Origin of the sequence: Flavobacterium sp. YJ01, assembly GCF_029320955.1 — a bacterium.
In the GTDB taxonomy this organism is placed as follows: Bacteria; Bacteroidota; Bacteroidia; order Flavobacteriales; family Flavobacteriaceae; genus Flavobacterium.
In genome coordinates this window covers 2780813-2800767 of the sequence record NZ_CP119757.1, presented here as the reverse complement: position 1 = coordinate 2800767, position 19955 = coordinate 2780813, and the positions used below count along the sequence as shown (strand labels likewise).

Genomic DNA, 19955 nt, shown 5'->3' with positions numbered 1-19955 from the left:
CCTTTTTACACATTGGTTAATAGTCTAATATTATCCGTATCTAATCTTTAATTATCTTTACAATATGAAATTGGAACAAACCAAAATAGCGTCTTATCTTAACACGAAGGTTTCGGTACTGAATCGTATTGAACCTTTTTTTCAAGCGCCATTTCATTCGCATCCAGAATTGGAATTGGTGTATGTAAAAGAGAGTTATGGCAAGCGAATTATCGGAAATTCGGTAATGCCTTTTGCGCCTGGCGATATGGTTTTTTTAGGTTCTGATATTCCGCATGTTTGGTTAAATGACGAGAAATATTATCAAGGAATTGAAGATTTAAAAGCCAATTCGATTGTCGTATATTTTCATAAAGATATTTTTGGACCGACTTTTTACGAATTAAAAGAAACTCAAAAAATCAACGAACTCTTTTTTCAGGCTGGAAAAGGAATTTCGATTATCGGGAAAACCAATAAACAGATTGCTAAAAAACTGGAGAAATTAGTTTCTAAAAAAGACTTCGAAGTTATTGTCGGACTTTTTGAGATTTTATCTATTCTTTCCGAAAGTCAGGATACGATTTACATCAATGACGAGATTTACTCTTTAATGCAGAAGGATTCGAAAGTAGATCGTCTTTCGGAAGTTTTTCAATATGTGAATAAAAATTATAAAAAGAACATTTCTTTGGAAGAAATTGCCGCTGTCGCAAATATGACTCGGACTTCTTTCTGCAGAATGTTTAGGGTAAAAACGAAAAAGAATTTTGTAGATTATCTGCACGAAATCCGAATTTCGAATGCCTGCAAATTGTTACTAGAAACCGATAAAAGCATGTCTGAGATTGCGTATGAATGCGGTTATAAAACGGCTTCAAATTTTAATAAACTCTTCAAAAAAGTTAAAGGAATAACGCCTTCTGATTTTAAAAATAATGCGAAGGTTAGTTTTGCCACTCCCGATAGCTATCGGGATTAAAGATTAAAAGGATTTTTAGAGGAATCTGATCAATCTGTTTGAAAATTAAAAAGTTGCCACGAATTGCACTAATTTCCACGAATTAATTTTCTAAATGAAAAATTCGGGCTAATTCGTGTAATTCGTGGCAAAAAAAATATTTTTAAATTGAACGATCTAAATGTGTATAACCTCCATCAACATAAATAATCTGTCCAGTTGTATGGCTTGATTTTTCAGACAATAAGAAAACTACCATATTCGCGATTTCTTCAGCTGTTGTCATTCTGTTTTCTAGCGGAATATTTTTGGTAATTGCAGCCAGTTTTTCTTCTTTATTTTCAAAAGTATTGATCCAGGTTTCGTAAAGCGGCGTGTAACATTCTGCTACGATTACTGCGTTTACACGAATGCTGTACTTCAATAATTCAACTGCCCATTCTCTGGTTAAAGCATTTCTACCTCCGTTTGAAGCGGCGTAAGCTGAGGTTCCGCCTTGTCCAGTTTCGGCAGTTTTAGAACCAATGTTTACAATTGCTCCTTTTGATTCTTTTAGATACGGAAGAGCGTGCTGTGCCATTAAATAATAATGCACTAGATTTTTGTGAAGTGAAGCGGCGAAATCTTCATAATTTCCGTTTTCTAATCCAACGCCGTCATTAACTCCGGCATTGTTTACCAATCCGTCGATTCTTCCGAATTTTGCGATTACGGCTTCAACGGCTTTTTTGCAGTCTTCAGGTTTTGTCAAATCGGCGGCAACTTGATGCGCTTCTTTTCCAAGGGCTTTTAATTCTTCTACGGCTTTTATGTTGTCATTTTCGTTACGTCCAACGATAAACGGAATGGCATTTTCTTCGGCTAAAACCTTCACGATTCCTAAACCGATTCCTTTTGCGCCTCCCGTAACGATAATGATTTTTTGGGTTAATGATAACTGCATGATTTTAATTATTATAATTTATTGCTAATATTTTTTTTGCCACAGATTAAAGGGATTAGAATGATTTTACTTTGCTGTTTGTCAGGCTGAGCGAAGTCGAAGCCCGATTCCAATTGGAACGCCCTTCGACTTCGCTCAGGGTGACAATCTAATTCATAAATCTTTTAAATTAGTGGTTTTTATTTTTATGTTTTAGAACTTTTTTTAAAAATTTACAGCTGTTGTTCATGACAAACAACAGCTGTAAAAATAGAGAGAATTGAACTGATAATTTATTACCAGAACTTAACATAAAGAGCCACAATAATCAGTAATGTAATTACGATTAAAACCGTAGTTTGCGGCTGTACTTTGAACATTCCAGGTTCTGTCTCGAATGCTTTTGGGTTTACTTTTGGACCAGCGAAACTCATCAAGATCATCACCAACATTGTGAAGAAGAATGATAATCCCATACAAATGTGGAATGGAATTTCGAAAGCTCCTTTTCCGTTAGGGTAAGCTGTGTATAAAAGTGTATCGTTTCCAAATAAAGCAGGAGCGTATTCGTTGAATAAAACAGATAATAAGAATCCTAAAATTACCCCAACAATTGCTGCAGCTCCAGTAGTTCTTTTCCAGAACATACCTAAAAAGAACATTGCGAAAACTCCAGGGCTAATAAATCCAGTGTATTTTTGGATGTAAGTGAATCCTCCAACACCACCAATTCCTAAAACGTCATTCCAAGTAAATAAAACAGCTAAAAGCATTGCAGCAAAAACGGCAAGTCTACCAATGTTTACTTGTTGTTTTTCACCCGCTTCTTTTTGAATGTATTTTTTATGAATATCTAATGTGTAAATTGTAGAAATACTGTTTACTTTTCCAGCTAAAGACGCAACAATTGCGGCAGTAAGAGCAGCAACAGAAAGTCCTTTTAATCCAGTTGGAAGGAAAGTTAATACAGCAGAATAAGCACCATCTTTTCCTCCAACTAATTGAGGTAAATGTCCGTTTGTGTATAAAACATAAGCAGCAATACCAGGAAGCATTACGATTAATGGCATTAATAATTTTAACATACCAGCAAACAAAATTCCTGTACGTGCAGTTTGTAAATCAGCACCAAGTGCTCTTTGTGTAATGTATTGGTTACATCCCCAGTAGTTTAAGTTGATGATCCAGATACCAGCAGCGTAAGATAACAATCCTGGGAAAGTTAAATATTTATCGATTTCAAGTTGAGAAGATGTCGCAGTTGGTTTTGGAATGATCATTTTGAAGTGCTCAGGAGCTTCTTTCATTAAAACTTTGAAACCAGCAATTGCATTTTCACCAACACCAAAATATTGTCCAACAGTTGTTAGAGCGATGTAAGAAGTTACCAAACCTCCAATAATTAATACAGCAACCTGAATAACGTCTGTGTAAGCCACAACTTTCATTCCTCCAAGAGAAATAAATAAAGCAAAAACAGCTAAACCAATCATAATTGCATGAAGATATTGACCTCCCGCAAGACCGTTAATAGCAACAGCTCCTAAATAAAGAATAGAAGTTAAGTTTACAAAAACATACAAAAACAACCAGAAAACCGCCATAATTAAAGCCGTAGATTCGTTGTAACGTGTTTTTAAGAATTGAGGCATCGTGTAAATCTTGTTTTTAAGATAAACAGGAATAAACCAAACAGCCACAATAATAAGCGCAATAGCAGCAAGCCATTCGTAAGCAGCAACAGCGATTCCTAAGAAGAAACCTTCACCACTCATACCGATGAATTGTTCTGCGGAGATGTTAGAAGCAATAAGAGAAGCTCCAATTGCCCACCAAGTTAAATTTCCTTCAGCCAAAAAGTAAGCTTTAGCATCTTGTTCGTCTTGTTTACGTTTGCGGTAAACCGTGTAACCGTAGACCGAGACTACGATAAAATAGATAATAAAAACCGCATAATCTGCGAAAGCGAGGTTTTGGTTCATTGTTAGTAGTATTTTAAATAATTATTATAGGGTTAAATTTATTTATTTGGTTTTATGCTTTATAATCTTGTTAAAAATGCAAGATGTGTTTTATTTCCGTTATTTTTTTATGAAAATAAAAGTGGAAGCCAAATGTAAAATAAAAATTTATAAATCAACTATCAGCAAATGTGTTTTTTACATTTATCTGATGGTAATTCTGTTAAATTTTTACTTTTTTGACTTCATTCATCCTATAATTCTTAAGCTTTAACCAGACTTTTATAATGTACTTCAGACAATTGTCTTAAAATTTCAGCACTTTTTTCAGGTGTAATATCACGCTGCGATTCGCCTAACATTTCGTATCCGACCATGAATTTTTTTACCGTTGCCGATCTTAACAAAGGCGGATAAAAATGCATGTGGAAATGCCATTCTGGATGATCTAAACCATCTGTTGGAGATTGGTGAATTCCTGACGAATATGGAAAAGAAGTATTGAATAAATTATCGTACTTCGTAGTTAATTGCTTTAATATTTTAGCGAAAGATTTACTTTCTTCACCAGTAAAATTGGTGATTTTGTTTACCGCTCTTTTGCTTACAATCATGGTTTCGTAAGGCCAGATTGCCCAAAAAGGAACTAAAGCCACAAAATGATCGTTTTCGATTACGATTCTTTCTCCAGCTTTCAATTCAGCTTCAACATAATCTTCCAAAAGCGTTCTTTTATTTTTATCGTAATACGATTTTAAGCTATTTTGTGTTTTTTCAACCTGAGTTGGCAAAGAAGATTGCGCCCAAATTTGTCCGTGCGGATGCGGATTGCTGCAACCCATTACACTTCCTTTATTTTCAAAAATTTGAACGTGATTAATGTATTTGATATTTCCTAAATCCGTGTATTCTCTCTGCCAAGTTTTGATGATGTTTTCGATATCGGCAATTTCCATTTCTGGAAGAGTCAAATCGTGACGTGGAGAAAAACAAACTACTCTAGAAATTCCTTGTTCTGGTTTTGCTTTAAAAAAAGTATGTTTAATATCGTCTTCAAAAATAATTTCATCCTGTTTCATTGCGGCAAAATCATTTTCAAAAACAAAACTGCTTTCGTATGCTGGATTATTTACGCCATTTGCGCGAACATTTCCTGGACATAAATAACATGTCGGATCGTATTTTGGAAGTTGTTCTGTTGAAATGGTTTCATTTTGCCCTTGCCAAGGACGTTTTGCACGATGTGGCGAAACTAATACCCATTCGTTAATTAATGGATTGAAGCGTCTGTGCGGATCTTCGTTAATGTCAAAATTTTTCATTGTAGTGTGTTGTGGTGTTAAAGTAGCGTTGTTCCGTTTGAGATTTTTACATCGTAGAATTTTAATTCAATTCCAAATGTATCTAAATAAAGTTTCGAAAACTTACTCTTTACCTCATTTTCATGTCCTTTTTTAACTAAATTGATTGTGCAACCTCCGAAACCGCCGCCCATTAGCCTAGAACCAATAATTGCGTCATCTTCTTTTGCTGTATCAACCAGCATATCTAATTCTTCGCAGCTTACCTCATATTCTTTAGATAAACCGTAATGTGTTTCAAAAAGCAATTCGCCTAAAAGTTCAATATTTCCTGCGTCTAAAGCCTCGCACGCTTTTATTACGCGATTAATTTCTTTTACAACAAAATGAACTCTATCGAAAACTTTCTCGCTCATTTTATCTTTCAAACTTAAAACTTGTTCTACAGAAGAATCTCTAAAACTCTTTACTTCTGGAAAATGATTTTTTATAATCGATAAACCTTCTTCGCATTCAATTCTTCTTGTATTATATTCTGATGTAAAAAGCGAGTGTTTTACATTAGAATCAAACAGAATCAAAGAATAATCTTTGAAATCGGCGTTGTGATATTCAAAATCTAAAGTATTGCAATCCAGTTTTATTACTTTATTTTCCAAACCATGAACGCTCGAAAACTGGTCCATAATTCCGCAATTGATTCCAACCCAATGTTCTGCTTTTTGTCCTAATAATGAAATATCTTTTCTCTCAATTTTTAAATCAAAAAGAGATTTGATTCCGAAAATCGTTCCGCATTCTAAAGCTGCAGAAGAAGATAATCCAGAACCAACCGGAATATTACTGCTGAAAACGCAGTTGAAACCTTCAAACGAAAATCCGTTATCTTGCAATTGTTTGATTACACCACGAATGTAATTTGTCCAAACGACATCGCTCAATTTTACTTCTTGAGTTAAATCGATTTCAAATTCTTCATTCAAATCAATCGCGATTATTTTAGAAGTTTTAGTGTTGTTTTTAGAAAAAGCAAAACAAATTACTTTGTCAATTGCGGCAGGTAAAACGTAACCATCATTATAGTCAATATGTTCTCCAATAATATTAATTCTACCTGGAGAAAGAACCGTTTTTTCTGGAGAAGAACCGAAAGATTTTTCGAAAAAAGCAACGGTATTTTGTATTAAAATATCATTCATTATATAGTTAGTTGTATTGTGGTTTTTAGGATTTTATTAATTTAAACTTTCAAATTTGTAAAGCGTTTTTTGCGTGTATTCTTCGCCTTTTTTCAAAACTGCATTCGGAAAATGGGCGTGATTTGGCGCGTCTGGAAAATTTTGTGTTTCAAAACAAATTCCGCTTTGCGCATTATAATCTACATTTTCTTTTCCTTTTAGTTTTCCGAAACAATTTCCGCCTACATAAATATGTACACTTGGCTGATCGGTGTAAACATTCATTCTTAAATTGTTTTTCAAACTAATCAGTTGCGCCACAATTTCAGTTTTAGAATTTACAACGAATGAATTGTCAATTGGAAATGGACAGTTTTTTGGATTTCTGAAATCAAAATCATGATTTGTCAAATCGGTATAATTTCCTGTCGGAATATTATCAGAATTCGTTTCCAGCATTTTTGCCGATTTGATAAACATTTGCTGTTCTAAAACATTCGTGTCATGTCCGTCGAGGTTAAAATAACTGTGATGCGTCAAATTGATAACCGTATCTTCTGTTGACGTTGCTTTATATTCTAACTTTAATTCGTTTTCTTCAGTTAAAGTGTAAGTCAAATAAACGGTCATTTCTCCAGGAAAACCTTCGTCTAAATGTTCGCTCAAAAGGCTAAAAGTAACCGATGGATTTTCTCCAGAAATCACGTTTGCTACATTCCAGATTTTTCTTCCAAATCCCATATCGCCGCCGTGAAGCGCATTTCCGTTATTATTTTCATCAAGCTTAAATTCGATATCATTTAACGTAAAAGACGCTTTATGAATGCGGCCTGCGTAACGTCCAACCGTTGTTCCAAAATAAGGAGCGCTTGGCAAATTATACGATTCTAAATACGCTTCTAAATTGTCAAACCCTAATACAACATCGGTTAATTTTCCATTTACAGGAATCTGAATTGAGGTTACAGTTGCACCATAATTAATGATTTGAACTTTCATTCCGTTTTTATTAACTAATTCAAAAGAATAAATTTCTTCTTTATTAGGCATTAAACCGAATAATTTGCAATTATGAATCTCATTTAAATGCGATATGTGTTTTATTTCCATATAATTTTTAACAAAAATGAAATCCAAAAATAGAAACATTCTTTATATTTGCATACCAGTACCTACCAGTTTTTAATATTAATAGTCAAAATGACTTTATTATGAACATCATTTCAATTCAAAATAATATTGGTCTTCCAAAATATAAGCAGATTATTCTTTCAATAGAAAAAGCGATAGAAGTAGGAAAATTAATAAAAGGTGATCGGCTTCCGTCGGTAAATAAAGTCTGTCTGGCGTTTTCATTGTCGCGAGATACCGTATTATTAGCGTATGACGAACTCAAGAAAAGAGGAATTATTTATGCCATTCCTGGAAAAGGATATTATGTTAAAAGCGTTGAAATTACTATAACTCAGAAGGTTTTCTTGCTTTTTGATGAGCTGAATATTTTTAAAGAAGATATTTATAATTCGTTTTTGAAGAATATTGGAAAAAATGTTCAGGTTGATATTTTCTTTCATCATTTTAATGTTCAAGTTTTTAAAAAACTGATTAATGACAGCAATGGAAATTACACGAAATATATTATCATGCCTACTAACTTAAACGATATAGTTGATTCGATAAAAACCCTACCAGTAAATGATGTAATTATTTTAGACCAGACCAATTCGGACTTAAAAATGTTTCCAGCGATTTACCAAAATCATCAGAGAGATATTTATGAAGGTTTAATAAAAGGAAAATCCAGATTATCAAAATACAAAAAACTGATTCTCATTTTTCCTGGTTTTAGAGAACCGCCAGGAATGAAAATTGGTTTCGAATATTTTTGTAAAGAATATAAATACGATTATGAAATTATTTCCGATTTCAGCAATCAATCTATTGCACTAGGAGATTTGTATATTATTCCGCACGATCGCGATCTGCTTTCGGTAATAGAAAATGCGATGGGAAGAAATTTGAAATTAGGAGAAGATTTCGGAATCATTTCTTATAATGAAACGCCATTAAAAAAAATTGCCGCAAACGGAATTACCACAATTTCAACCAATTTTGAATTGATGGGAAAAATTCTAGCTGATATGGTTTTGACAGGAAAAAAAGAGCAGATCGAAAATAGATCTGCTCTTATATTGAGGAATTCTTTGTGAAATAATTATAACCCGTTGGGGATAATTATTTTTTAACACATAGAAATATAGATTTTAGTTTTAAATAAAAAGAGGTAAAAGAAAAAACTAGTTTTCACACATAGCTATGTTTATTTAAAAAAGTGAAACGCCTTGTATGCACAAAGAAAAGCTATGTATCTATGTGTTAAATTAAATTTTGTTCAATTTCAACCATAAGGTTATAAATTAAGTACAAAATTGTTTAATAATTTTTCTTCGTATTTCTCTTTGTTAAAAGTGTACAAATAAGAACCTTTTCGAGAAGATTGCATATCTTTTTCGTCTAGTTTATTTAAGATTTCTAGAGAATTAATTTTGCTGATGAAATTTCTTTTATCCAATTCTTTGCTCAAAATGGCTTCATATAATTCTAAAAGCTGGCGCATTGTGAATTTTTCTGGAAGCAATTCAAAACCAATTGGTTTGATCGAAGTTTTGTAACGAAGACGTTTAATTGCATTTTGAACCATTTCATTATGGTCAAAAATTAGATTAGGCGCATCGTTAATCGGGAACCATTCAGCATGATAATTTTGAATCAATTCTTCATTATGGTTTTCGATATTAATCAAAGCAAAGTAAGAAACCGAAATGGTTCTTTCAACAGGATCACGATCGATTTCACTGTAAGCATACAATTGCTCCATATAAATATCGTTCAGACCCGTATAAGTGTTTAAGATTCTTGTGGCTGCAGCATCTAGCACTTCATCGCGTTTTAGAAAACCTCCAATCAAAGACCATTTTCCCTTTTCAGGTTCAAAATCTCTTTGAATCAAAAGTATTTTCAGACCTTCGTGATCGAATCCGAAAATGATGCAGTCAACCGCTAATAAAACTTTATCAGCAGAGCTATAACTATTTAGCATATATAATTAATTTGGATGGTAAATATATAAACTTCTTAAAACGTTTCATAATTTATTAATGTTGATTTTACACTTATGTTAAAATTGAAACAAATAACAAGCTGCATTGATTGATTTATCTACTAAAATCAGGTTTTTTTAAGTCCAAAATTTCTTCAATTATATCTCAAAAATACGAGCCAAAGGTAGAAACATTTTCAAAAGAGCATTAAACAGTTAGCTATATTTTGTAATTGAATGCATAAAAGTTACATTTTTTGTTACAAAGCGATACTGTTTTATATTTTTTTGTCAATTTTTTGAGATTTATAACTTTCCAAAAATCGTATAAAATTCCTTTGTTAGTACTGCTTTTCGAATATTTCTATTGCAAAATCTATTTTTTGCAACCAGTTGTTCTGCGATTTTAATTTTTTTATGAGACTTTTTTTTCTTTAAATTTACAAATGTTAAACAAACACTTATAAAATCTAAAAATCACAAACCGTTATAAAATATGTAAACCACCGTATTTTTTAACAACCAAAAACCACAAAAAACTTATGAAAAAACCACTTTTATTATTGGTTATGGCGCTTTGCATGCAAACCATAACCGCCCAAAAAGACGCTGTAGTTATTGCCGTGAAGAATGATGCGTCTGCACCAACAGTCAATAAAAATATTTATGGACATTTTGCTGAACATTTAGGACATTGTATTTACGGTGGATTTTTTGTTGGAGATACTTCTAAAATTCCAAATACAAATGGAGTTCGAAATGATATTGTAAAAGCATTGAAAGATTTAAAAATTCCGAATTTAAGATGGCCCGGCGGATGTTTCGCAGACACGTATCATTGGAAAGATGGAATTGGACCAAAAGAACAGCGTCCGACAATCGTAAACCAATGGTGGGGAGGAGTTACAGAAGACAATAGTTTTGGTACACACGACTTTTTGAATATGTGCGAATTGCTTGGTGCTGAACCGTATTTGTCTGGAAATGTCGGTAGCGGAACCGTTCAAGAATTAGCAGACTGGGTTCAATACACCAATTTTGGAGGCAAAAGTCCGATGAGTGATCTTCGTAGAAAAAACGGAAGAACAGAACCTTGGAAAGTAAAATATTGGGGAATTGGAAATGAAGCTTGGGGCTGCGGCGGAAATATGACAGCAGATTATTATGCAAATGAATACCGCAAGTTTGCCACTTTTATGTCAGATTGGAGTAATACGGGCGGCATTACAAGAATTGCTTCTGGATCTAATAGTTCAGATTATAATTGGACAGAAGTTTTAATGAAAAATATTCCGTTGCATATGTTAGGCGGTTTAGGCGTTCATCATTATGCAGTAATCAATTGGGACAAAAAAGGTTCAGATGTTAACTTCACAGAAAAAGAATATTTCTTGACAATGCAGTCTGCTTTAAAAATGGAAGAATTGGTTACCAAACATGCTGCAATTATGGATAAATACGATCCAGAGAAAAAAGTTGCCATGATTGTTGACGAATGGGGCGGTTGGTACGAAGTTCAAAAAGGAACAAATCCAGGATTTTTATATCAGCAAAATACCATGAGAGATGCGGTTTTGGCTGGAGCTACTTTGAATATTTTCAATAATCACGCAGACCGAGTTCGTATGGCAAATTTGGCGCAATGCGTAAACGTGCTTCAAGCCGTTATTTTGACTGACAAAGCCAAAATGATTACAACGCCAACTTACAGCGTAATGAAAATGTACAGCGTGCATCAAGACGCAAAATTAATTCCAGTAGATTTCAAATCGCCTTCTTATACTTATGAAGGTCAAACGATTCCGGCAGTATCGGCTTCTATTTCAAAAGATAAAAGCGGATCTGTTCATATTTCATTGGTGAATGTTGATGCGGTGAATAAAAATAAAATCGAAATCGATATTAAGGATTTGGGCGTTAAAAACTTTACGGGAAGTATCATTACCTCTCAAAAATTGCAGGATTATAATTCTTTCGAAAACCCGAATAAAATTGTTCCTGTAGCTTTTAAAGGTTTTGATAACAAAAATGGAAAGTTAACAATAACACTTCCGCCTTTTTCTGTATTGGTTTTAGAAGGAAAATAATTCAATAAAATGAAAAAGTATAACTTTTATTTATTGACAGTTTGTATGCTGATTTTATTTTTGGTTTCCTGTAAAGAAACTAAAAATAAAGTCGTGCAATCTGATGAAAAAACTTCCGCCTTAAAAGCTGGATATCAAATTGAACCAGTTAACATTCAAAATGTAAAACTGACTGATTCTTTTTGGCTTCCAATTATAAAAAGAGTACAAGAAGTTACAATTGCATATGCAATTAAAAAATGTGATGAAGAAGGCCGTTTTGAGAACTTTTTAATTGCAGGAAAACAAAAAACAGGAACAACAAGAGGAGAAATGCCTTTTGATGATACCGATGTTTATAAGATTATCGAAGGAGCATCGAATACATTAATCAGCGCGCCAAATCCGAAATTAGAAAGGGTTTTAGATTCGATGATTGCCATTGTTAAAATCGGACAAGAACCAGACGGATATATCACAACTTGGAGAACCATAAATCCGGCAAAACCGCCCGCAAGTTGGGTTCCAGTTATTGAAGGAAAACGTTGGGAATCATTACAAATTAGTCATGAATTGTATAATCCGGGACATTTAATAGAAGCGGCGATTGTACATTATGAAGCGACTGGAAAAACTAATTTTTTAGAAATTGCCATAAAAGCAGCTGATATGCTTGTTCAAACTTTTGGCGATAATCCTGGGCAAGTAAAAGGCGTTCCGGGACATCAGATTGTTGAAACAGGATTGTTGAAGTTGTATCAAATTACAGGAAAGAAAGAGTATCTAAATCTGGCAAAATACTATTTGGACAATCGAGGAAATCCGAACAATCATAAATTGTATGGAGAATATGCGCAAGATCATATGCCAATTTTAGAACAAAAAGAAGCTGTCGGTCACGCGGTGCGGGCGGTTTATATGTACGCTGGAATGACAGATATTGCGGCTTTAATGAAAGATAAAGGTTATGAAAATGCCGTAAATAATCTGTGGGAAAACATGGTAAACAAAAAAATGTATATCACAGGCGGAATTGGTTCCAGACACGACGGCGAAGCTTTTGGAGCAAATTACGAATTGCCAAATTTAACCGCTTATAATGAAACGTGTGCTGCAATTGGCGATGTATATTGGAATCACAGATTGCATAATTTATACGGAGCTTCTAAGTATTTTGATGTTATCGAAAGAACAATGTACAACGGATTAATATCGGGAATTTCGCTTGACGGAAAACAATTTTTCTACCCAAATGCGTTGGAAGCAGATGGCGTTTACAAATCAAATCGCGGCTCTTGCACACGACAAGGTTGGTTTGACTGTTCTTGCTGTCCAACCAATTTGATTCGTTTTATTCCGTCAATTCCGGGATTGATTTATTCGAAAACAAACGATGTTTTGTATGTCAATTTATATGCTTCGAACAATGCCTCTTTCCAATTAGGGAAAACAGATTTACAGATTTCACAACAGACTTCTTATCCTTGGAATGGGAAAATTGCGATTTCGGTCAATCCAAAAAAAGAAAGTCAGTTTACCATTAAATTTCGTGTTCCGGGTTGGTCTAGAAATGAAGTTTTGCCTGGAGATTTATACAGTTATAAAAAGGCTTCAACTCAAAAAGCAACAATTAGTTTAAACGGAGAAACTTTAGCAATTCAGCCAGAAAATGGTTATTTCAACATTTCTAGAAAGTGGAAAAAAGGAGATGAAATTAGCCTTAATCTTCCGATGGTTGTTCAAGAAGTGCAAACCAGTTCTAAAGTTTTAACGAATGCAAACAAAGTTTCTTTAGAATACGGACCAATAGTTTATGCGGTTGAAGAAATTGATAACAAAAACAATTTTGATAAAATTGATGTAAGCGCTTCTGATACTTTCAAAGTAAAAAAAGAAGCCAATTTATTGCAAGGAGTAAATGTAATTGAGAACTCAAAGTTGAAAGCAATTCCATATTATTCTTGGTCGAATCGAGGAGTTGGAAAAATGAAAGTTTGGTTGGATTATAAGAACTGAAAATAGATTGTAGAAGCAAGAGACAAGATTTCACAGATTAAAAGGATTAAAAAATCATTTAAATCCTTTTAATCTGTGGCAAAAAAATAAAATTCAGTAAGATTTTAAAGCACGATTCAATAACGATTTGAAGATTAAGCTGAAATAATCGCAATGTTATAAATGTATTGCTAACATTTATTTTTTAAAAAGATGCTAAAATGCTGTTTTAATGCATTTATAGCAAAAATTAATTATGCAATTTCAATTAAGTGTTTTTTGTACACTTATAAAATATTTATATCTATATTTGTCAATATTTTAAAAATAAAATAGAATGAAAAATTATGTAATAGGATTGGACTACGGAACAGATTCTGTTCGCGCGGTGCTGATTGACGCTGAAAATGGACAAGAGTTGGCATCGAATGTTTCTCATTACAAAAGATGGAAAAACAAACAATATTGTGACGCATCGATAAACCAATTTCGTCAGCATCCTTTGGATCACATCGAAGGATTGGAAATTACAATTCAAAATGTAGTTAAAGAAAGTAAAGTTGATCCTTCTTTAGTAAAAGGAATTTGTATTGATACAACGGGATCTTCTCCAGTTCCAGTTACAAAAGACGGAACGCCATTGGCATTGACAAAAGGTTTTGAAGAAAATCCAAATGCGATGATGGTTTTATGGAAAGACCATACTTCTATAAATGAAGCAAACGAAATCAACGAATTAGCAGTTAGTTGGGGCGGAGAAGACGTTACAAAATACGTTGGAGGAATTTATTCTTCGGAATGGTTTTGGGCTAAAATCCTTCATATTGCAAGACAAGATGAAGCAGTTCAAAATGCAGCGCACACTTGGATGGAGCATTGCGATTTAATGACCTATTTGTTAATTGAAGATAAAGATTTAAAAACGTTCAAAAGAAGCCGTTGCGCAGCTGGACACAAAGCAATGTGGCATACAGACTGGAACGGATTACCGCCAGTTGAATTCTTAGAAAAATTACATCCTTATTTGGCTCAACTTCGCGGAAACTTATATGATGAAACCTATACATCAGATTTAGTTGCTGGAAAACTAAGCCAAGAATGGGCAGACCGTTTGGGACTTTCTACAGAAACAGTTGTCGCTGTTGGAACTTTCGATGCACATTCTGGAGCAGTTGGAGCTAAAATCGAAGAGAATACTTTGGTTCGCGTTATGGGAACTTCAACTTGTGATATTCTAGTTGGTTCTTATGATGAAGTGGGAACAAAAACCGTTCGCGGAATCTGCGGACAAGTTGATGGTTCGGTTATTCCAGGTTTTATTGGTTTAGAAGCGGGGCAATCTGCTTTTGGAGATTTATTGGCTTGGTATAAAGAATTATTAATGTGGCCGACAGAACATTTATTAAGTGAATCATCTCTTTTAAATGATGCTCAAAAAGAACAATTGAGAGAAGAATTCAGCGATAAATTAATTGTAGAATTGACAAAAGAAGCAGAGAAAATTCCAGTTTCAGAAAGTCTTCCAATTGCTTTGGATTGGATTAACGGGCGACGAACTCCAGACGCCAATCAGGAATTAAAAAGTGCAATTTCGAACCTTTCTTTAGGAACAAAAGCACCTCATATTTTTAAAGCTTTGGTAAACGCAATTTGTTTTGGAGCGAAGAAAATTGTAGATCGTTTTGAAGAAGAAGGCGTGAAAATTGACAGCGTGATCGGAATTGGCGGTGTGGCGAGAAAATCTCCTTTCATCATGCAGACTTTGGCGAATGTTTTAAACAAGCCAATTAAAATTGCAGCTTCAGACCAGACTCCAGCTTTAGGTGCGGCAATTTATGCAGCCGTTGCAGCCGGAATTTATCCAAACGTAATCGAAGCAAGCCAAAAAATCGGAAGTGATTTTGATGGAGAATATTTCCCTCAGACAGATAAAGTTGAAGCGTATCATAAGCTTCTTTTAGGATATGAAAAATTAAGTGCTTTTGCAGATCCAAACCTTAAAATATCGAAACATGAGCTCTCAATATAAAGATTTAAAACAAGAATGTTACGAAGCCAATATGCAGTTAAATGCATTGAATTTGGTGGTGTATACATTTGGAAATGTAAGCGCCGTGGACAGAAAAAATGGTGTTTTTGCCATTAAGCCAAGCGGAGTTCCTTACGAAGATTTAAAACCTGAAGATATCGTAATTGTCGATTTTGATAATAACGTAATTGAAGGAACAATGCGCCCGTCATCTGACACGAAAACGCATGCTTATTTATACAAAAATTGGCCAAATATTGGTGGAGTTGCACATACACACGCAACGTATTCTGTGGCTTGGGCGCAATCGCAACAAGATATTCCGATTTTCGGAACCACACATGCGGACCATTTAACAGCCGATATTCCGTGTGCGCCGCCAATGGCAGATCATTTAATTGAAGGAAACTATGAACACAATACTGGAATTCAGATTCTGGATTGTTTCGAAGAAAAAAATCTTTCATACGAAGAAGTAGAAATGATTTTAATTGGAAATCACGGTCCGTTTGCGTGGGGAAAAAACGCGGCAAAAGCGGTTTACAACAGTAAAGTTTTAGAAGTTGTGGCAGAAATGGCGTATTTGACTTTGCAAATAAATCCAAATGCACCAAGATTAAAAGATTCATTAATAAAGAAACATTACAATCGTAAACACGGAAAAGACTCGTATTACGGACAATAGTTGTTTCAGGTTTCAGGTTTATTTTGTTTCAAGTTTTTGAAACGTTGAACTTGAAACTTGAAACAAATAAAATTTAAAACAAAAATAATAACAATTCGAGTTTTTAGATTCCAGCAACTTGAAACCTGAAACTTGAAACAAAAAATAACAAAATGATTGACATTTCTCAAAAAGAAGTATGGTTTGTAGTAGGAAGCCAAGAATTATATGGTGAAGAAACGCTAAGAAAAGTAGCAGAACATTCGCAAATTATTGCGAAAGGATTAGACGCTTCGTCTTCAATTCCAGTAAAAGTGGTTTATAAAGATGTCGTAAAATCTCCATCGCAGATTTTAGATGTATGTTTGGCTGCAAACTCTGCTAAAAACTGCATCGGAATTATTGCTTGGATGCACACTTTCTCTCCAGCAAAAATGTGGATTGGCGGATTAAATATTCTTAAAAAACCATTATGCCACTTACATACACAATATAATGCTGAAATTCCGTGGGGAAGCATCGATATGGATTTCATGAACTTAAACCAATCCGCTCACGGAGATCGTGAATTTGGTTTCATTATGTCTAGATTACGTAAAAAACGTAAAGTTGTAGTTGGACATTGGGAAGATCAAAGAGTTCAAAAACAATTAGGAATCTGGTCAAGAGTAGTTCTTGGATGGGATGAGCTTCAAAACTTAAAAGTAGCTCGTATTGGAGACAATATGCGTGAAGTTGCCGTTACAGAAGGTGATAAAGTAGAAGCTCAAATTCGTTTCGGAATGTCTGTAAACGGATACGATTCTTCAGATGTTACCAAACATATTGAAAAAGTAACAGACAAGGAATTAAACGATTTATTAGCTGTTTATGAGCAATCATACAACTTAACAGATTCTTTAAAAGAAGGCGGAGCACAAAGAAGTTCATTAGTAGAAGCGGCAAAAATCGAACTAGGGCTAAGAGCTTTCCTTGAAGAAGGAGGATTCGGTGCTTTCACAGATACATTCGAAAATCTTGGAGTTTGGAAACAATTACCAGGAATTGCAACACAAAGATTAATGGCCGATGGTTATGGTTTTGGTGGAGAAGGAGACTGGAAAACTGCTGCAATGGTTAGAGCTTTAAAAGTAATGTGTGTTGGTTTAGAAGGTGGAACTTCTTTCATGGAAGATTACACGTACCATTTCACACCACAAAAATCATACGTCTTAGGATCTCACATGTTGGAAATTTGTCCATCTATCGCTGATGGAAAACCTTCTTGCGAAGTACATCCTTTAGGAATTGGCGGAAAAGAAGATCCGGCTCGTTTGGTATTTAATTCGCCTGCGGGAGATGCAATCAATGTTTCTTTAGTGGATATGGGAACTCGTTTCCGTTTAATCGTTAACGAAGTTGAAGCCATTAAACCAATGGCAGAATTGCCAAAACTTCCTGTTGCTCGAGTTTTATGGGATTGTAAACCAAATCTTGAAATTGCAGCAACAGCTTGGATTTTAGCTGGAGGAGCGCACCACACGGTTTATAGCCAGTCAATCACAACAGAATATATGGAAGATTTCGCAGATATTGCTGGAATCGAATTATTGGTAATTGATGAAAAAACGACTGTAAGAGAGTTTAAAGATAAAATTAATGCTAACGAAGCATATTTCCATTTGTTTCAACACGGCCTGTAAGGTGGTAAAATGTAATTTGTAAGATGTAAAATGTGAAAAAACTTAAAAAGGTAATTTTTACATTTTTAAAATGATTAAATTTCACATCTAACAATTTACATCTAACATTTAACTTTTTTACAAACCCAAAATTATCATTTATGAATGTATTAAAACGCTCTCTTTTTATATTAAGCATGCTTGGTATTGCTATAGTTTCAGTTCAGTGTAAAGGCGATAAAAAAGCTGATACAGAAAAAGCTGAAACCGATGCAAAAGCTTTAGTTACAATTGACAAATCGGAATACGGAACTACTGCTAAAGGCGAAAAAGTAGAAAGTTATAAACTGAAAAATCAAAACGGGATGGAAGTAGATATCATCACTTTTGGTGGAAGAATTACAGATTTGAAAGTGCCTAATAAAGCAGGTGTTTCTGAAAATGTAGTAATCGGATTCAGTTCTCTAGCGCAATACGAAAAAGAAAATCCATTTTTTGGAGCTTTAATTGGAAGATACGGAAACCGAATTGCTAAAGGAAAATTTACTTTAGACGAAAAAGAATATCAGTTAGCAATTAACAATGCTCCAAATGCTTTACACGGCGGACCGCAAGGATATTTTAATGTAGTTTGGAAAGCCGATGAGGTTAAATCTGGTGATACAGCTTCTTTAAAATTATCTTATTTAAGTAAAGATATGGAAGAAGGTTATCCAGGAAATCTGAAAGTTTTTGTGACTTATACATTGACAAATGATAATCAATTAGAAGTTTTGTATGAAGCGACAACAGATAAAAAAACGGTTGTTAATTTGACTCAACATTCTTATTTCAATTTATCGGGAGATTTCACCAAAACAATCTTAGATCACGAATTGACTTTAAATGCAGATAAATTAGTTCCGGTTGATGCGACTTTAATTCCGACAGGAAAATTAGAAGACGTTGCTGGTACGCCTTTCGATTTCAGAACTCCAAAATTAATTGGAAAAGACATCAATGTTAAAAATGATCAGTTAGAAAAAGGAAAAGGTTACGATCATTGTTGGGTATTGAACAATCCTGAAAAAGGAAAAACAATTATTGCAAAAGTATACCACGCAGCAAGCGGAAGGGTTTTAGAAATGACGACTGACGAACCTGGAATTCAGTTCTATTCTGGAAATTTCCTTGACGGAACATTGCCAATGCCAAACGGAGGAACTTTTGCACATAGAACAGGATTATGTCTAGAAACAGAACATTATCCAGATTCACCAAATCAGAAAAACTTCCCGACGACGGTCTTAAACCCTGGAGAAAATTATAAAACGAAAACTACATTTAAGTTCTCAGTGAAGAAATAATTTAGAATTTGTTAATTAGTTTAGTTCTTTAAAAAACCTCGAAGGTAGTGCTTTCGAGGTTTTTTTATTTGTAGAAGTACCAGTTAAAACAAAGACTTCGCACATTTTTGTCATTTCGACGGAGGAGAAATGACAAGATTGTACTTAATCTTCGACTTTGCGAGATTAATTCGTTAGCAGTTTATAAAATCTTAACTTAGCGTCAGTAAAAGCAAGAAAAATGAAACATCTATTCAAAGCGACACTAAATTGGACTATAAACAAAAATCAGGAAGAATCATCCAAAAGATTTTACAGCAAAACCCATCAAATTAAAATTGAAGGAAAACCAGTTTTAGACGTTTCAGCAGCAAAAGCTTTCAAAGGCGATCCTTCATTATATAATCCCGAAGATTTATTGTTAAGCAGTTTGGTTTCCTGCCACATGATGTCCTATTTATACGTTTGTTCTCAAAACGGAATAGAAGTTCTAGAATATTTAGACAACGCTGAAGCAACATTAGAAGTAAATCCAGACGGAAGCGGGCGTTTTGTTGAAGTAAGATTACATCCTAAAGTAAAAATTTCAAATTCAGATAAAATAGAATTGGCTTTAGAATTACATCAAAAAGCAAATCAATTGTGTTTTATTGCTAATTCGTGCAATTTTTCGGTTTTGCATGAGGCGAGTTGTGAGGTTTTCACCATATAAGTTGTAGAAGTTCATCTAATATAGAGTGATTGATCGACTGTTATATTTTCTTAAATCACTTATATGGTTTAAAAAAGACATAAAAAAAACCTCTTCCGTTA

At 34.0% G+C, this 19955-nt stretch carries 15 protein-coding genes; 9 read left to right on the top strand and 6 right to left on the bottom strand.

Going from position 1 to position 19955, the window contains the following annotated elements; translation table 11 throughout:
- The first annotated feature begins 64 nt into the window (after positions 1 to 64).
- Positions 65 to 961, top strand: coding sequence for an AraC family transcriptional regulator (locus P0R33_RS12250; protein ID WP_276171410.1), 897 nt, complete (start codon positions 65 to 67; stop codon positions 959 to 961).
- Positions 962 to 1103: 142 nt separating this feature from the next.
- Here the strand turns inward: P0R33_RS12250 and P0R33_RS12245 are convergent, their stop codons facing one another.
- The 5 genes from P0R33_RS12245 to P0R33_RS12225 form a co-directional block, all read right to left on the bottom strand.
- The gene (locus P0R33_RS12245) at positions 1104 to 1883 is read right to left on the bottom strand and encodes an SDR family oxidoreductase (RefSeq protein ID WP_276171409.1); all 780 of its coding nucleotides are present in this window, start codon (positions 1881 to 1883) and stop codon (positions 1104 to 1106) included.
- A gap of 275 nt (positions 1884 to 2158) precedes the next feature.
- Complete coding sequence (locus tag P0R33_RS12240; RefSeq protein ID WP_276171408.1) at positions 2159 to 3844, bottom strand: sodium/sugar symporter; 1686 nt, start codon at positions 3842 to 3844, stop codon at positions 2159 to 2161.
- A 242-nt stretch (positions 3845 to 4086) separates the two neighbouring features.
- The gene (locus tag P0R33_RS12235) at positions 4087 to 5145 is read right to left on the bottom strand and encodes a UDP-glucose--hexose-1-phosphate uridylyltransferase (RefSeq protein ID WP_276171407.1); all 1059 of its coding nucleotides are present in this window, start codon (positions 5143 to 5145) and stop codon (positions 4087 to 4089) included.
- Between the two features lie 17 nt (positions 5146 to 5162).
- The gene (gene galK / locus P0R33_RS12230) at positions 5163 to 6323 is read right to left on the bottom strand and encodes a galactokinase (RefSeq protein ID WP_276171406.1); all 1161 of its coding nucleotides are present in this window, start codon (positions 6321 to 6323) and stop codon (positions 5163 to 5165) included.
- A gap of 36 nt (positions 6324 to 6359) precedes the next feature.
- A complete protein-coding gene (locus P0R33_RS12225) occupies positions 6360 to 7412 on the bottom strand; it encodes an aldose epimerase family protein (protein WP_276171405.1) in 1053 nt (350 codons plus the stop codon).
- 101 nt (positions 7413 to 7513) lie between these two features.
- On the opposite strand from P0R33_RS12225, the gene P0R33_RS12220 reads away from it, so the two are divergent.
- On the top strand, positions 7514 to 8512 hold the full coding sequence (locus P0R33_RS12220; protein ID WP_276171404.1) for a GntR family transcriptional regulator: 999 nt from the start codon (positions 7514 to 7516) through the stop codon (positions 8510 to 8512).
- Positions 8513 to 8712: 200 nt separating this feature from the next.
- Here P0R33_RS12220 and P0R33_RS12215 read toward each other — a convergent pair whose 3' ends face one another.
- Positions 8713 to 9402 (bottom strand): NUDIX domain-containing protein, encoded by a 690-nt coding sequence (locus P0R33_RS12215; protein ID WP_184158615.1) that lies wholly within the window; start codon positions 9400 to 9402, stop codon positions 8713 to 8715.
- Positions 9403 to 9944: 542 nt separating this feature from the next.
- Between P0R33_RS12215 and P0R33_RS12210 the strand changes: the two genes are divergently transcribed.
- The 7 genes from P0R33_RS12210 to P0R33_RS12180 all read left to right on the top strand — a co-directional run bounded on the left by P0R33_RS12210 (position 9945) and on the right by P0R33_RS12180 (position 19854).
- Positions 9945 to 11489 (top strand): alpha-L-arabinofuranosidase C-terminal domain-containing protein, encoded by a 1545-nt coding sequence (locus tag P0R33_RS12210; RefSeq protein WP_276171403.1) that lies wholly within the window; start codon positions 9945 to 9947, stop codon positions 11487 to 11489.
- Between the two features lie 9 nt (positions 11490 to 11498).
- A complete protein-coding gene (locus P0R33_RS12205; protein WP_276171402.1) occupies positions 11499 to 13484 on the top strand; it encodes a glycoside hydrolase family 127 protein in 1986 nt (661 codons plus the stop codon).
- Positions 13485 to 13800: 316 nt separating this feature from the next.
- Complete coding sequence (locus P0R33_RS12200; protein ID WP_276171401.1) at positions 13801 to 15492, top strand: ribulokinase; 1692 nt, start codon at positions 13801 to 13803, stop codon at positions 15490 to 15492.
- Complete coding sequence (locus P0R33_RS12195; RefSeq protein WP_276171400.1) at positions 15476 to 16177, top strand: L-ribulose-5-phosphate 4-epimerase; 702 nt, start codon at positions 15476 to 15478, stop codon at positions 16175 to 16177. Before P0R33_RS12200 ends, P0R33_RS12195 begins: the two co-directional genes overlap by 17 nt.
- 152 nt (positions 16178 to 16329) lie before the next feature.
- Positions 16330 to 17838, top strand: coding sequence for an L-arabinose isomerase (gene araA, locus P0R33_RS12190; RefSeq protein ID WP_276171399.1), 1509 nt, complete (start codon positions 16330 to 16332; stop codon positions 17836 to 17838).
- Between the two features lie 140 nt (positions 17839 to 17978).
- Positions 17979 to 19163, top strand: a complete 1185-nt coding sequence (locus P0R33_RS12185) for an aldose epimerase family protein (protein WP_276171398.1) — start codon at positions 17979 to 17981, stop codon at positions 19161 to 19163.
- A gap of 220 nt (positions 19164 to 19383) precedes the next feature.
- Positions 19384 to 19854 carry an OsmC family protein gene (locus P0R33_RS12180; RefSeq protein WP_276171397.1) on the top strand — a complete coding sequence of 157 codons (471 nt, stop codon included), beginning with the start codon at positions 19384 to 19386 and terminating at the stop codon, positions 19852 to 19854.
- The last annotated feature ends 101 nt before the right edge of the window (positions 19855 to 19955 follow it).

Coding starts and splice junctions, on each gene's coding strand:
- P0R33_RS12250 (WP_276171410.1), top strand. CDS start 65: ATGAAATTGGAACAAACCAAAATAGCGTCTTATCTTAACACGAAGGTT.
- P0R33_RS12245 (WP_276171409.1), bottom strand. CDS start 1,883: ATGCAGTTATCATTAACCCAAAAAATCATTATCGTTACGGGAGGCGCA.
- P0R33_RS12240 (WP_276171408.1), bottom strand. CDS start 3,844: ATGAACCAAAACCTCGCTTTCGCAGATTATGCGGTTTTTATTATCTAT.
- P0R33_RS12235 (WP_276171407.1), bottom strand. CDS start 5,145: ATGAAAAATTTTGACATTAACGAAGATCCGCACAGACGCTTCAATCCA.
- galK (WP_276171406.1), bottom strand. CDS start 6,323: ATGAATGATATTTTAATACAAAATACCGTTGCTTTTTTCGAAAAATCT.
- P0R33_RS12225 (WP_276171405.1), bottom strand. CDS start 7,412: ATGGAAATAAAACACATATCGCATTTAAATGAGATTCATAATTGCAAA.
- P0R33_RS12220 (WP_276171404.1), top strand. CDS start 7,514: ATGAACATCATTTCAATTCAAAATAATATTGGTCTTCCAAAATATAAG.
- P0R33_RS12215 (WP_184158615.1), bottom strand. CDS start 9,402: ATGCTAAATAGTTATAGCTCTGCTGATAAAGTTTTATTAGCGGTTGAC.
- P0R33_RS12210 (WP_276171403.1), top strand. CDS start 9,945: ATGAAAAAACCACTTTTATTATTGGTTATGGCGCTTTGCATGCAAACC.
- P0R33_RS12205 (WP_276171402.1), top strand. CDS start 11,499: ATGAAAAAGTATAACTTTTATTTATTGACAGTTTGTATGCTGATTTTA.
- P0R33_RS12200 (WP_276171401.1), top strand. CDS start 13,801: ATGAAAAATTATGTAATAGGATTGGACTACGGAACAGATTCTGTTCGC.
- P0R33_RS12195 (WP_276171400.1), top strand. CDS start 15,476: ATGAGCTCTCAATATAAAGATTTAAAACAAGAATGTTACGAAGCCAAT.
- araA (WP_276171399.1), top strand. CDS start 16,330: ATGATTGACATTTCTCAAAAAGAAGTATGGTTTGTAGTAGGAAGCCAA.
- P0R33_RS12185 (WP_276171398.1), top strand. CDS start 17,979: ATGAATGTATTAAAACGCTCTCTTTTTATATTAAGCATGCTTGGTATT.
- P0R33_RS12180 (WP_276171397.1), top strand. CDS start 19,384: ATGAAACATCTATTCAAAGCGACACTAAATTGGACTATAAACAAAAAT.